This is a genomic window from Phycobacter azelaicus, assembly GCF_014884385.1.
GTDB classification, from domain to species: domain Bacteria; phylum Pseudomonadota; class Alphaproteobacteria; order Rhodobacterales; family Rhodobacteraceae; genus Phycobacter; species Phycobacter azelaicus.
Genome location: NZ_WKFH01000003.1, coordinates 227,023 through 240,223, shown reverse-complemented (window position 1 = coordinate 240,223; position 13,201 = coordinate 227,023). Strand labels below are relative to the sequence as shown.

The 13,201-nt window shown below is 59.7% G+C and carries 15 protein-coding genes; 9 read left to right on the top strand and 6 right to left on the bottom strand.

From position 1 onward, the window contains the following. Positions 1–164: 164 nt before the first annotated feature. Positions 165–938, bottom strand: coding sequence for a hydroxyacylglutathione hydrolase (gloB, locus tag INS80_RS02315; RefSeq protein ID WP_192964039.1), 774 nt, complete (start codon positions 936–938; stop codon positions 165–167). Between the two features lie 55 nt (positions 939–993). Between gloB and INS80_RS02310 the strand changes: the two genes are divergently transcribed. The 7 genes from INS80_RS02310 (at position 994) to INS80_RS02280 (ending at position 7,510) form a co-directional block, all read left to right on the top strand. After that, positions 994–1,740 carry a methyltransferase domain-containing protein gene (locus INS80_RS02310; protein WP_192964037.1) on the top strand — a complete coding sequence of 249 codons (747 nt, stop codon included), beginning with the start codon at positions 994–996 and terminating at the stop codon, positions 1,738–1,740. 417 nt (positions 1,741–2,157) lie between these two features. After that, complete coding sequence (locus tag INS80_RS02305; protein WP_192964035.1) at positions 2,158–2,718, top strand: F0F1 ATP synthase subunit delta; 561 nt, start codon at positions 2,158–2,160, stop codon at positions 2,716–2,718. Continuing rightward, positions 2,719–4,257 carry a F0F1 ATP synthase subunit alpha gene (gene atpA, locus INS80_RS02300; RefSeq protein ID WP_192964032.1) on the top strand — a complete coding sequence of 513 codons (1,539 nt, stop codon included), beginning with the start codon at positions 2,719–2,721 and terminating at the stop codon, positions 4,255–4,257. Between the two features lie 14 nt (positions 4,258–4,271). Further along, a complete protein-coding gene (locus INS80_RS02295; RefSeq protein WP_192964031.1) occupies positions 4,272–5,147 on the top strand; it encodes a F0F1 ATP synthase subunit gamma in 876 nt (291 codons plus the stop codon). Between the two features lie 22 nt (positions 5,148–5,169). Continuing rightward, complete coding sequence (gene atpD, locus INS80_RS02290) at positions 5,170–6,594, top strand: F0F1 ATP synthase subunit beta (RefSeq protein WP_192964029.1); 1,425 nt, start codon at positions 5,170–5,172, stop codon at positions 6,592–6,594. Positions 6,595–6,605: 11 nt separating this feature from the next. Further along, positions 6,606–7,019 (top strand): F0F1 ATP synthase subunit epsilon, encoded by a 414-nt coding sequence (locus tag INS80_RS02285; RefSeq protein ID WP_192964027.1) that lies wholly within the window; start codon positions 6,606–6,608, stop codon positions 7,017–7,019. Between the two features lie 140 nt (positions 7,020–7,159). Further along, the gene (locus INS80_RS02280; protein ID WP_192964025.1) at positions 7,160–7,510 is read left to right on the top strand and encodes an H-type lectin domain-containing protein; all 351 of its coding nucleotides are present in this window, start codon (positions 7,160–7,162) and stop codon (positions 7,508–7,510) included. A gap of 68 nt (positions 7,511–7,578) precedes the next feature. Here INS80_RS02280 and INS80_RS02275 read toward each other — a convergent pair whose 3' ends face one another. Next, a complete protein-coding gene (locus INS80_RS02275) occupies positions 7,579–8,598 on the bottom strand; it encodes a ribose-phosphate pyrophosphokinase (RefSeq protein ID WP_192964023.1) in 1,020 nt (339 codons plus the stop codon). 106 nt (positions 8,599–8,704) lie between these two features. Between INS80_RS02275 and INS80_RS02270 the strand changes: the two genes are divergently transcribed. Both INS80_RS02270 and INS80_RS02265 read left to right on the top strand, forming a co-directional pair. Continuing rightward, positions 8,705–9,301, top strand: coding sequence for a 2-hydroxychromene-2-carboxylate isomerase (locus INS80_RS02270; protein WP_192964022.1), 597 nt, complete (start codon positions 8,705–8,707; stop codon positions 9,299–9,301). A gap of 5 nt (positions 9,302–9,306) precedes the next feature. Further along, complete coding sequence (locus tag INS80_RS02265; protein WP_192964020.1) at positions 9,307–10,122, top strand: alpha/beta fold hydrolase; 816 nt, start codon at positions 9,307–9,309, stop codon at positions 10,120–10,122. Here INS80_RS02265 and INS80_RS02260 read toward each other — a convergent pair whose 3' ends face one another. The 4 genes from INS80_RS02260 to INS80_RS02245 form a co-directional block, all read right to left on the bottom strand. Continuing rightward, the gene (locus INS80_RS02260) at positions 10,123–11,157 is read right to left on the bottom strand and encodes a threonine aldolase family protein (RefSeq protein ID WP_192964018.1); all 1,035 of its coding nucleotides are present in this window, start codon (positions 11,155–11,157) and stop codon (positions 10,123–10,125) included. Then, positions 11,157–11,609 carry a YcgN family cysteine cluster protein gene (locus tag INS80_RS02255; protein WP_192964016.1) on the bottom strand — a complete coding sequence of 151 codons (453 nt, stop codon included), beginning with the start codon at positions 11,607–11,609 and terminating at the stop codon, positions 11,157–11,159. Before INS80_RS02255 ends, INS80_RS02260 begins: the two co-directional genes overlap by 1 nt. Further along, entirely contained in the window at positions 11,606–12,538 is a 933-nt protein-coding gene (locus INS80_RS02250) for a bifunctional riboflavin kinase/FAD synthetase (protein ID WP_192964014.1), read from the bottom strand. The genes INS80_RS02255 and INS80_RS02250 overlap by 4 nt, the downstream gene beginning before the upstream one ends. A 96-nt stretch (positions 12,539–12,634) precedes the next feature. After that, positions 12,635–13,078 (bottom strand): MaoC family dehydratase, encoded by a 444-nt coding sequence (locus INS80_RS02245; RefSeq protein ID WP_192964012.1) that lies wholly within the window; start codon positions 13,076–13,078, stop codon positions 12,635–12,637. Positions 13,079–13,201: the final 123 nt, after the last annotated feature.

Below are 13,201 nucleotides of genomic sequence, written 5' to 3'. Positions count from 1 at the left end.
TCTTGGGTTGAGAGGGCGGGCGGGCCTGTTAACCATCCTGCCCCATCTTCAACCATGGCCTCATAGTGTTAGAGTTTGGTTGATAGATCGCCTTCTTCAAGCGGATTCTTTCATTTTTCGGTCACATTTCTTTTTGTCTGGGCAGAAATGGCGCAGAAAGACCGTTAAAAAGTGTCTTTGCGTTTGCGAACTTCTCTAAACACCTCAACTGGTTCCGCCCCTGCCATACCGACAGCCTGCTTAACTTCAGGCAGGTGGGCGCGCAGAAACGGGTTGGTATCAAGCTCCAGTTGCATCGCGGAGGGAACGGTCGCCTTTCCCGCGCCACGCGCTGCTTCGATCTGCGCTACCCGAGTCTTGAGGGCCGGGTTGTCGGGCTCGATGGTCAGGGCGAAGGCGGCGTTGGATTGGGTGTATTCATGGCCGGAGTAGACCAGAATGTCAGAAGGCAGCTGCATCAATTTTGACAGGCTTTGCCACATTTGCTCGGGCGTGCCTTCAAACAGCCGCCCACACCCCAGTGCCATGAGGCTATCGGCGGTGAAGACTGCGTTGCTGCCGGGGATGTAAAATGCGATGTGACCAATGGTGTGACCAGAGACATCAAGAACTTGCACCTCATGCCCAAAGAGATCAAAGCGGTCTCCCTCTTTTACGGCTCTGTCCAGTTCCGGCAGTCGGTGTGCATCGTTAGCGGCGCCCGTGACCTTGGCGCCGTAGGATTTGCGCAGCGTATCTGTCCCGTCGACATGGTCCCAGTGGTGATGGGTGAGCAGAATTTCATCGAGGCGCCAGCCGCGCGCGGTCAGTTCGGCGGTGACGGCATCGGATTCCGGTGCATCGACCAGGGCCGTGCGTCCTGACTCGGTGTCATGCAGCAGAAATGCGTAGTTGTCGGAGAGGCAGGGGACTGTGACGATCTCAAGAGGCATGGCCATTCGCTTTTTCATTGTTAAACTGCCCCCAGAGTGACCCAAGCAGCAGGCGCCCGCAATGCATCTTGATGTGCAGGATCTGAGGAACTTTTATTATCGCAGTACCCTCGGCCGCGCTGCTCAGGCTTCTGTGCGCACGCGCTTGTTGCAGATGTGGCCAGAGGCCGTCGGTCAAACCATGGTTGGGTTTGGTTTTGCGGCGCCACTGCTTCGTCCATACCTCATGGACGCGCGCCGGGTCATGGCCTTGATGCCGGCGCCACAAGGGGTGATGCAATGGCCTGCGGGCCTTCCAAATGTTTCGGTCCTTTGCGAGGAAACCCAATGGCCAATCGATACCGGCCGTGTAGACCGGTTGGTGATGTTACATGCGCTGGAAACGTCCGAGCGACCCTCGGATCTGTTGGAAGAGGCGTGGCGTGTCCTGGGGCCAGGGGGGCGGGCGATTTTCATCGTCCCGAACCGGGCGGGCTTTTGGGCCCGCTCGGACCGCACACCATTTGGTTACGGGCGACCCTATACTTTGATCCAGCTGGAGAACCAGTTGCGGCTGCATCAGTTCACGATCGAGCAGCATACTGCCGCCCTTTATCGTTTGCCGAGCTCAAAGCGCTTTTGGCTAAAGTCAGGCGCGCTTTTGGAGAGGATGGGCGCTCGCCTGCCAGCGATGCTGGCCGGGGGCGTGTTTATGGTCGAAGTCAGCAAACAAACCCACCAGCAGAAGGGACTGATGACCCGGGTCAAGCGCTCCAACCCGATCCGCGTGCTAGAGGGGCTCTCAAACCCTGTGCCCGATCCGGCTTGATCAAGGCGCGACACGTCGTTGGTCAAAGGGTATGGTGCCACGCTCCGAACGAGCGGTTTTGATGTGTCGATTCCCGCCACAAGGCGTCCCTGACTGAAAAGCTGTCCGATGTTTGCGCCGCACGAAGGGGGAACAAATGTGGTTTTGTGACCTTCAGGAATCGGAAATTCATGAACAAGACGTTCATTTTTTGATGTTCATGAAAGGGGCAAAGGGCCGCAGTTTGGCTAAGGTATTGAAAATAATAAATTCAGTCATTTTGCTGTTACCGTTATAGGCAGTTGATAGGTTGGGAACGCTCTGCTACATCCACGCTGATTTCGATGACCTGCCGTAACGGTGGGCTGACTCACACCCCCGGGTGCTGCCCTCTTCGGGTATGCAGACCGGGGCCAAAATAATATCGGAAGGGTGGACGTGTCCGAACCAGCTTCGATTTCTGCAGGCATCGCCGAGCGCTATGCCACAGCGGTCTTTGAGATCGCTGAAGAGAACAAGGCGCTCGACAGCCTTGAGACCAGCATCAATGACCTGGCAGCTGCCCTGGCTGACAGCGACGACCTTCAAAATCTGATCAGCTCGCCCCTGGTGACGCGTGAAGAGCAGGCCGCGGCAATCACTGCCGTTGCCGCCAAGATGGGATTGGACCCGGTTCTGGCCAACACCCTGTCGCTGATGGCCTCCAAGCGCCGCCTGTTCGTGGTGCCCGCGCTGATCGACGCCCTGCGCGCCAGCCTGGCCGAGGCCCGCGGTGAAGTCACTGCCGAAGTGACCTCTGCCAAGGCGCTGACCAAGACCCAGAGCGAAAAACTGGCCAAGACCCTGGCCGAGCGCGTGGGCAAGAAAGTTACCATCAATGCAACCGTCGATGAAAGCATCATTGGCGGTCTCGTCGTTAAAGTGGGCTCGAAGATGATCGATAGCTCGATCCGCTCCAAGCTCAACTCCCTACAGAACGCAATGAAAGAGGTCGGATAAATGGGTATCCAAGCAGCAGAGATTTCTGCGATCCTGAAAGACCAGATCAAGAATTTTGGTCAAGAAGCAGAGGTGGCCGAAATCGGCCGCGTGCTGAGCGTCGGTGACGGTATCGCCCGCGTTTACGGCCTCGACAACGTTCAGGCCGGTGAAATGGTCGAGTTCCCCGGCGGCATCATGGGCATGGCGCTGAACCTCGAAGCCGACAACGTCGGTATCGTGATCTTCGGCTCGGACCGCGACATTAAAGAAGGTGACGTTGTCAAGCGCACCAACTCGATCGTGGACGTTCCGGTTGGCCCCGAACTGCTGGGCCGCGTTGTGGACGGTCTGGGCAACCCGCTGGACGGCAAGGGCTCCATCAACGCCAAAGAGCGCGGCGTTGCCGACTCCAAGGCGCCGGGCATCATCCCGCGTAAATCGGTTCACGAGCCGATGGCAACCGGTCTGAAGTCCGTTGACGCGATGATCCCGATCGGCCGTGGCCAGCGTGAGCTAATCATTGGCGACCGTCAGACCGGTAAAACCGCCGTTGCTCTGGACGCGATCCTGAACCAGAAGGTTTACAACGACGCCGCAGGCGGCGATGAGTCCAAGAAGCTCTACTGCGTCTACGTCGCTGTCGGCCAGAAGCGGTCCACCGTTGCTCAGCTGGTGAAGAAGCTGGAAGAAAGCGGCGCGATGGAGTATTCGATCGTGGTTGCTGCAACCGCGTCCGACCCGGCTCCGCTGCAATTCCTGGCGCCTTACGCCGCAACCGCGATGGCCGAATACTTCCGTGACAACGGCAAGCACGCGCTGATCATCTATGATGACCTGTCCAAACAGGCCGTTGCATATCGTCAGATGTCGCTGCTGCTTCGCCGCCCGCCGGGACGTGAAGCCTATCCGGGTGACGTTTTCTACCTGCACTCCCGTCTGCTGGAACGTTCGGCAAAGCTGAACGAAGACTTCGGCGCCGGTTCGCTGACCGCTCTGCCCGTAATCGAAACCCAGGGCGGCGACGTGTCGGCCTTTATTCCGACCAACGTGATCTCGATCACTGACGGCCAGATCTTCCTGGAAACCGAACTGTTCTACCAGGGCATCCGTCCTGCTGTGAACACCGGTCTGTCGGTTTCGCGTGTGGGCTCCTCCGCTCAGACCAACGCGATGAAATCCGTCGCCGGTCCGGTGAAACTGGAACTGGCTCAGTACCGCGAAATGGCGGCCTTTGCTCAGTTCGGCTCCGACCTCGACGCCGCAACCCAGCAGCTGCTGAACCGTGGTGCGCGCCTGACCGAGCTGATGAAGCAGCCCCAGTACGCTCCGCTGACCAACGCTGAAATCGTCTGCGTGATCTTCGCGGGCACCAACGGCTACCTCGACAAGATCGACGTCAAGGACGTTGGTCGCTACGAGGCAGGCATGCTGGCGCACCTGCGCGGCAAGCATCAGGACCTCTTGGACTGGATCACCAACGAAGATCCCAAGATCAAGGGCGATGCCGCTGACAAGATCAAAGCCGCGCTGGACGAATTCGCAGCTGACTTCGCTTAAGGGGGGACGAGGCAATGCCGAGTCTTAAGGACCTTAAAAACAGGATCGAGTCGGTCAAATCGACCCGCAAGATCACAAAAGCCATGCAAATGGTGGCCGCGGCGAAACTTCGCCGCGCCCAGGAAGCTGCAGAAGACAGCCGTCCCTATGCCAAGCGGTTCAACGCCGTGATGGCCTCTCTGGCGGCTTCGGTCGGTGACAGCGACGCAGCGCCCAAGCTGCTGCGCGGCACCGGTAGCGATCAGGTGCAACTGCTTGTCGTCATGACAGCCGAGCGTGGTCTGTGTGGTGGCTTCAATGCCAACATCGCCAAGCTGGCTCGTCAGAAGGCACAGGAGCTCAAAGCCGCTGGCAAGACGGTCAAGATCCTGACCGTCGGCAAAAAGGGCCGCGATGCCCTGCGTCGTGACTTCGGTGACGATTTTGTCGGCCACGTGGACCTGAGCGAAGTCAAGCGCATCGGTTATGCTAACGCGCAGGACATCGCAAAGGACATCCTGACCCGTTTCGATGCTGGTGAATTCGACGTTGCCACGATCTTCTATGCGGAGTTTGTCAACGTCGTGACCCAGGTGCCGACGGCGCAGCAGATCATCCCGGCCTCTTACGAGGGCGGCGAAGCCGAAGGGACCTCGGCGGTATACGATTACGAGCCCAGCGAAGAGGCGATCCTCGCCGACCTGCTGCCCCGTGGCGTATCCACCCAGATCTTTGCGGCGCTGCTGGAAAATGGCGCATCCGAACAGGGTGCCCGGATGAGCGCGATGGATAATGCGACCCGCAACGCGGGCGATATGATCGACAAGCTGACCATCGAGTTCAACCGATCCCGCCAGGCCGTGATCACCAACGAGCTGATTGAAATTATTTCGGGCGCCGAGGCGCTCTAAGAGACAACCGGAGACCAATCACATGGCAAATGCAAAAGGCAAGGTGGTTCAGATCATCGGCGCCGTTGTCGACGTCCAGTTCGACGATGACCTGCCCGCGATCCTGAACGCCCTCAACACCGACAACAACGGTAAGAATCTGGTTCTGGAAGTTGCGCAGCACCTGGGCGAAAACACCGTCCGTACCATCGCAATGGACGCAACCGAAGGTCTGGTTCGCGGTCAGGACGTGACCGACACCGGCGCGCCGATCTCGATCCCGGTTGGCAACGCCACCCTGGGCCGCATCCTAAACGTCGTGGGTGAGCCCGTGGACGAACAGGGCCCGGTCGCAGCGGAAGAAACCCGCCCGATCCACGCTCCCGCTCCCGAGTTCAACGACCAGTCGACCGAGTCGGAAATCCTGGTGACCGGCATCAAGGTGATCGACCTTCTCGCGCCTTACTCCAAGGGTGGTAAGATCGGCCTGTTCGGCGGCGCCGGCGTTGGTAAGACCGTTCTCATCATGGAACTGATCAACAACATCGCAAAGGTGCACTCGGGCTTCTCCGTGTTCGCCGGTGTTGGCGAACGGACCCGTGAAGGCAACGACCTTTACCACGAGATGATCGAATCCAACGTGATCAAGCCCGACAACCTGTCGGAATCGCAGGTTGCGCTGGTTTACGGTCAGATGAACGAGCCTCCGGGTGCCCGTGCCCGTGTTGCGCTGACCGGTCTGACCTTGGCCGAACAGTTCCGCGACCAGTCCGGTACCGACGTTCTGTTCTTCGTGGACAACATCTTCCGCTTTACCCAGGCGGGTTCCGAGGTGTCCGCTCTGCTCGGCCGTATTCCTTCGGCGGTGGGCTACCAGCCGACCCTGGCCACCGACATGGGCGCCATGCAGGAACGCATCACCTCCACCAAGAACGGCTCGATCACCTCGATCCAGGCTGTGTATGTTCCCGCGGACGACCTTACCGACCCCGCACCTGCAACCACCTTTGCGCACCTTGACGCAACGACGGTTCTGAGCCGTGCGATCTCCGAACTGGGCATCTACCCGGCTGTGGACCCGCTCGACTCCACCTCGCGTCTGATGGATCCCTCGATCGTTGGCGAAGAGCACTACAAAGTGGCTTCCGACGTGCAGCAGATCCTCCAGCGCTACAAGTCGCTGCAGGACATCATCGCCATTCTCGGCATGGACGAACTGTCCGAAGAGGATAAGCTGACCGTGGCCCGTGCCCGTAAGATCCAGCGTTTCCTCTCGCAGCCGTTCGACGTTGCGAAGGTCTTCACCGGTTCTGACGGCGTACAGGTTCCGCTGGAAGACACCATTGCCTCGTTCAAGGCGGTTGTGGCCGGCGAATACGACCACCTGCCCGAAGGCGCCTTCTACATGGTTGGCGGCATCGAAGAGGTGAAGGCAAAAGCCGAGAAAATGGCTGCTGAGGCGGCCTAAGGAGGGCCCTGATGGCTGATACCATGCAATTCGACCTCGTGAGCCCGGAGCGAAGCCTTGCTTCGCTTCAGGTGAGCGCGGTTCAGATCCCCGGCGCGGAAGGCGACATGACGGCTATGCCGATGCATGCGCCGACCATCACCACCCTGCGCCCGGGTGTCCTGCGGGTCGAAAGCCCCCAAGGCACTTCGGAGTATGTGGTCACCGGCGGGTTTGCCGAAATCGGCTCCGAGGCGCTCTCGGTTCTGGCCGAAAAGGCGATCCCGATGGATGAAATGACCCGTGCGCATCTTGATGAGTTGATCGAGGATGCTCGCAATACCTACAAGACTGCCAAAGAGGCCGACCAGCCCCACGACATCGTTGAGGAAGCTGCGAAACTCTTGGCGGACATGGAGGCCCTTGGCACCCACATGAGCCTCTGATCGGCTCTGAACGCCAAGTTGATAAGACTTTGGAAACCGGTCCCGTTGGGGCCGGTTTTCTTTTGGTTTGCCAGATGTTTGAATGCTGAGTTGAACGCCGGGTCGAAGAACAACCCAAAGTCGCAAGGAGACACCCGCGAATGAAGAGACTGCAAAATCCCCGCACGGGCATCGATCAAGGCGATGTGGTCGTATTTTCGGAGTTTGACAGCGGTGGTACCATGTGGACTGGGCAGGGCGCGCGGGAGCGGCGCAAGGCCGTGCGGTTTTCCGAGGCCTTTGCCCGCCCGCCCGCGGTGCAGGTGTCGCTGTCGATGTGGGATATGGATACTGAGGCGGCCGTGCGGGCAGATCTATCCGCCGACAACATTAGTGAGACGGGTTTCGAAATCGTCTTTCGGACCTGGTCAGACAGTCGCATCGCCCGCGTGCGGGCTGCCTGGATGGCCATCGGCGATCTGCCCTTTCAGGATGATTGGGATGTCGTTTAAGGGGCAAAGAAAAAGCCCTGCGCAAAGGTTTGCTCAGGGCCTTGCCGGTTGTTTCCGTGCAGCCGCGATCACACGTGGCTGTAAAGCGACTCATAGATCGGGATCAGGGTCTTGTCCTCAAACAGGGAGGAGACCGAAGTACCGTGCCAGATGTTCAGGATCGCTTGGGTGAACAGTGGCGCCGTGGGGAGGATGCGGATATTGGGAGCGCCCAGAACCGACTCTGTGGGCTGAATGGTGTCGGTCAGAACCAGGGATTTCATCACCGAGTTGGTCACACGCTCCACCGCAGGGCCGCTCATCACGCCGTGGGTGATATAGGCGTGGACCTCTTTGGCGCCATTGTCGAGCAGCACCTGTGCTGCCTTGCAAAGGGTTCCAGCGGTGTCGCACATGTCGTCCACGATCAGGCAGATCTTGTCGGTGACATCGCCGATCACGGTCATCTCGGCCACTTCACCGGGCTTTTCACGGCGTTTATCCACGATCGACAGAGGTGCGTTGATGCGCTTGGCCAATTCCCGCGCGCGGGCCACACCGCCCACGTCAGGTGACACGACCATCAGATCGGCCATGCTGTCCTTGAACTGGTGGCGCACATCCAGCGCGAAGATGGGCGAAGCGTAAAGGTTGTCCACGGGAATATCGAAGAAACCCTGGATCTGGGCCGCATGCAGATCCATTGTCAGGATCCGCTCGATCCCGGCACCGGTCAGCATGTTGGCAACCAGCTTGGCGGAGATCGGCGTGCGGGCCTTAGTGCGGCGATCCTGGCGGGCATATCCGAAATAGGGGATCACAGCCGTTGTGCGGCGCGCGGAAGAGCGGCGCAGCGCGTCGGAGATGATCAGCAGTTCCATCAGGTTGTCATTGGCCGGGTTGGAGGTCGGCTGAATGATGAACATGTCCTCGCCGCGGACATTTTCGTAGACCTCAACGAAGATCTCGCCGTCGTTGAACCGTTCTACACGTGCATCCACCAGTGTCTGGTCCACACCGCGGTGCAGACTCATCCGGCGGGCAATGGAGTTGGCAAGAGGAAGGTTGGCGTTCCCAGCGATTAGCTTGGGTTCGTTCATGGTCGGCATTGGCTGGTATCCCCGGGCAGCAAGGCAATGTGACAGATTCGTGATATTGAACCCCGCTTAGCATGCGCCTAGGGTCCAGCCTAGTTCTTAGCCGGAGAAAACCGACATGACGGCCATCGATTTCTACTTTTCGACGCTTTCCCCCTATACCTATCTGGCGGGAAACAGGCTCGAAGAGCTTGCTGCACGCCACGGCGCACAGATCATCTACAAACCCTTGGACATCATGGCTCTGTTCCCACGAACCGGGGGCACCCCGCCGAAAGACCGTCATCCCGCGCGTCAGGAATACCGTTTGATTGAGCTTGAACGGCAGGCCAAGAAGCTCGGCATGCCTATGAAACTCCAGCCTGCCCATTGGCCAACCAATGCGGCCCCTTCATCCTATGCGATCATTGCTGCGCAAAAAGAGGGCGACGGTGGCATGGGGGCTTTGGTCCAGAGCGTTCTGCGGGCCTGCTGGGCCGAGGAAAAGGACATTGCTGAGGACACAGTGATCAAAGAGTGCCTCACGGCCGCTGGGTTTGATCCGTCCTTGGCGGATAGCGGATTGCTGGTAGGGGCGGAGACGTATGGTCAAAACCTTGAGGATGCGGTTTCCGCTGGCGTTTTCGGCGCACCGTTCTATGTCACTGCGGATGGTGGCCGGTTTTGGGGCCAAGACCGTCTGGATGATCTGGACAGGTACCTATCGGAGCAATAGCACTCATGAAAGATCTGCCGCAGCGCCTGCCGCAGCCCGTATTTTCCCGCAGTTTCGGGACTGGTTCGCGAGAAATGCTGGCAGTGCATTGCTCCCTGGCTCATTCGGGAACATGGCGCGGTCTGGCAGAGGCGATGGACGGTCAGGTCGCCATCACTGCCTTTGACATGCTATCCCACGGGCGCAGTCCGGATTGGGACCGCAATGGAGATTATCAGGACCGAAATGTCGATGCAGGATTGTCTTTGCTGTCGGATGCGCCTGTTGATCTGATCGGGCACTCCTTTGGCGCCACGGTTGCCTTGCGCATGGCTCTGGCGCGCCCTCAGAACGTGCGCAGCCTCATCCTTGTAGAACCGGTTCTTTTCCGCGTGGCGGTGGAGGATGCGCCCGAGGTGGCCCGCCGCACGCAGGAAGACAGCAAGCCCTTCGTGGAGGCCTTTGAGGCCGGGGATGAGGCGCTGGCAGCGCGGTTGTTCAACCGCAGCTGGAGCTCTGGTGCGCCGCGTTGGCCCGACCTGCCGGAGGCAACCCGCGCTGCCATGACTCGTGCCATTCACATTGTTCCAGCTTGCGATGCGGCGGTTTACCAAGATCGATCGGGCGTTTTGCACCCCGGCATTTTGCAGGGCCTGGACCTACCGGTCTTGCTGGTTCGCGGAGGCGAGACACAGCCAATTATTTCCGTGGTCAATGAAGGTCTTGCGCGGCGCCTGACTAACGCTCGCTCAGAGGTAATCGAAGGTGCTGGACATATGGTTTCCATCACACACCCGACCGAGACGGCTGCGGTGATTCGAGATTTCTGGGCTGCTCTTTGATCAGAGCAGATTCAGAAATGCGGTGATCTCATCGCGGCTAATCGACCAATCACAGACAAAACGTGCGGTGACCTCTTCGTCATCAGGGCCTTCCAGCGGGCCATCCCAGAGGTGATAAACGGCACCGGCATCCATCAGGCGTTTGTGAGTGCTGCGGGGCAGGGCGGCAAAGACCATATTGGCCTCAGGCGCTGACTGGAACCTAGCACCCGCCTTGCGCAGGCCATTGGCCAAGAAGGCTGCCGAAGCATTGGCGGCCTGAGCACTGGAAAGCCACAAATCATCACGCAGGTAAGCCAGCATCTGGGCCGAAAGGTAACGGTGCTTCGAGAAGAGATGCGCGCCGCGTTTTCTGCGCAACTCGAACTCCCAGGCGTGTTTGGGATCGAAAAAGATCACGGCCTCGACCCCCATAAGCCCGTTCTTGGTGCCACCAAAGGACACGGCATCCACGCCCGCCTTCCAGGTCATTTCGGCTGGGGAGCATTTCAAAGATACCAGCGCGTTGGTGAAGCGCGCGCCATCAAGGTGAACAGGCAGGTCGTATTCCTTGGCCACCGCGCAAAGGGCGGTCAGTTCCTCAACGGTGTAGACCGATCCGCGCTCGGTCACCTGCGTGATCGACACAGGACCGCGCTGGGGACCGTGAACGCCACGTGTCTCTTCCCCCGCGATGCTCTGGCGCAGGGCCTCGGGGGTCATCTTGTCGCCGCCGGGCACCAGCGTCAGCTTGGCGCCGCCCGTGTAGAATTCAGGCGCGTTGCACTCGTCCTCATGGATATGCGCGACGGGGCTGCAAAAGACGGTTTGGAAAGGTTCACATAGGGTCGCCAGTGCGAGGGAGTTGGCAGCAGTGCCGGTGGCCACCAGGTAGATCGCCGCCTCTGGTGCCTCGAAGATGTCGCGCAGGCGCTGGCGCACGGCCTCCATCTGCGCATCGGCGCCATAGCCCATGGCATAGCCCATGTTGGCTGCGCTCAGCGCTTCTAGAACTTCGGGATGAACGGGACCGGAATTGTCAGAAGCAAAGAACATCAGATAGGCTCCTCGATAATGTAGTCTTCCCAGTCTTCTTCGGGGGTGTCGAATTCTGAAACAGTCATGCCTTGAACCGACACGCCAGCGCTATGCACCGAATTCGGATCACCCGAGATCAGCGGGTGCCAGCCGGGTAGGGGCTTGCCCTGCCATAATAGGCGATAGGCGCAGGTCTGCGGCATCCAATAGGCGTGGGTGTCGAGGTTTTCTGGCCGCAGGACGATGCACTCGGGGATGAACTGGTGGCGGTTTTCGTAATGGGCGCAGCGACAGGTCTGATCGTCCAGCAGGCGGCAGGCCACGCGGGTGAGGGCGACCTCGCCGCTGTCTTCATCCTCCAGCTTGTTCAGACAGCACTTGCCACAGCCATCACAGAGTGCTTCCCACTCTGCCTCGGACAGCTTCTCGAGCGGTTTTTTCTCCCAGAACCGAGGGGCGAACTTTGTCATGTCGCCGCCAAGAGGTCGCGCGCCTTGGCGCAATCGGCGTCCATCTGCGCTATCAGCCCCTCCAGCCCGTCGAACTTCATCTCAGGCCGCAGGTAATCCACCAGCCCGACCGAGAGGGTCGTGCCGTATAGGTCGCCGGTGAAATCGAACAGAAAGGTCTCGATATTGGGGTGGTCGCCATCGAACATCGGGCGCACGCCGATTGAGGCCGCACCATGATAGCAGCCCTTGTGCGGCCCATCCAGCACGTCGACGAGCACGGCATAGACGCCGAATGCAGGGGGGTGCAGCCCGTCGATGGACATGTTCGCGGTGGGGAAGCCCAATTCGCGGCCACGCTGTTCACCGCCGATCACGGTGCCTTCGATCCGGTGCCAATGTCCCAGCATGGCCGCTGCATCACGCGGGCGACCGTCCGTAAGGGCCTGGCGGATCGCGGTCGAAGACACTGTGTGTTCGGTGTACTCCATCAGGGGCGCGATGGTGACACCAAAGCCCATCTCCTGCCCAAAGCGGGTCAAATCCTCAGCCGTTCCCGCACGCGCCTTGCCGAAACAGAAATCGGCGCCCACAACAACGTGCTTGAGGCCAAGACCCCGCGCCAGAACCTTACTGGCAAATTCTTCCGGGGTGAGACCGGAGAGGGCGGCGTTGAAGTTCAGTTGGTAAAGCTTTTCCACCCCCAGCTTTTCCAGCCGAGAGGCCCGCGCGGCGGCGGACATCAGGCGAAAGGGCGGGGCGGCGGGGGCAAAGAATTCGCGCGGGTGCGGTTCAAATGTGACCACGCCCAAGGGGGCATCCGGTGCCGCCGCACGGGCGAGATCGATCACGGATTGGTGGCCCCGGTGGACGCCATCGAAATTGCCGATCGCGACGCTGGCGCCGCGGTCCCGATCTTCAACAAACTGGTAGTCACGAATGATGCGCATGGCGCCTGCCTAGCGCCCCGTGACGGGGCATGCAAGCGTGCCGTTGCGCATCATGGTGGGTGTGTACTGTGGGTGTGTCGAGGACGGGGGCGCGCGTCAGTCGAACTTGCGCGAGGGCGCCATGACCATGGCTTCGCCGACCAGCACCTTCTTGCCGTCAACCATGCAGCGGCAATCAAGCCGGACGCGGCGCTTGTCGATCTGGATGTCGGTCACTTCGACCTCGGCCAGCACCATGTCGCCGGGGCGCACTGGGGCTAGGAACTTCAAGGACTGGCTCATGTAGATGGTGCCATGTCCGGGCAGCTGTTCGCCAATGACGGCAGAGATCAGACCAGCGGTCAGCATCCCGTGGGCGATACGCCCTTCAAAGATGGTGTCGCGGGCATAATCGTCATCCATATGCACCGGGTTATGGTCGGTCGAGACATCTGCGAACTTCTGGATGTCCTCATCTGTTACCACCTTGCGCAGGTATCGGACCATGCCCATTTCAATGTCTTCGATGCAGATGGTTCCGCGCGGCAGATTGTCCAACATGCGCCCCTCCGGGTTTACGGGCAGCAACGGGTGCCCTTGAAATTTTTGGGCGCGTAAGCGGCCCGTTCTGCAACTTTATTACTTTGCAGGTGCAGAAAATCAAGGGTTTTCTGACGGAATTGC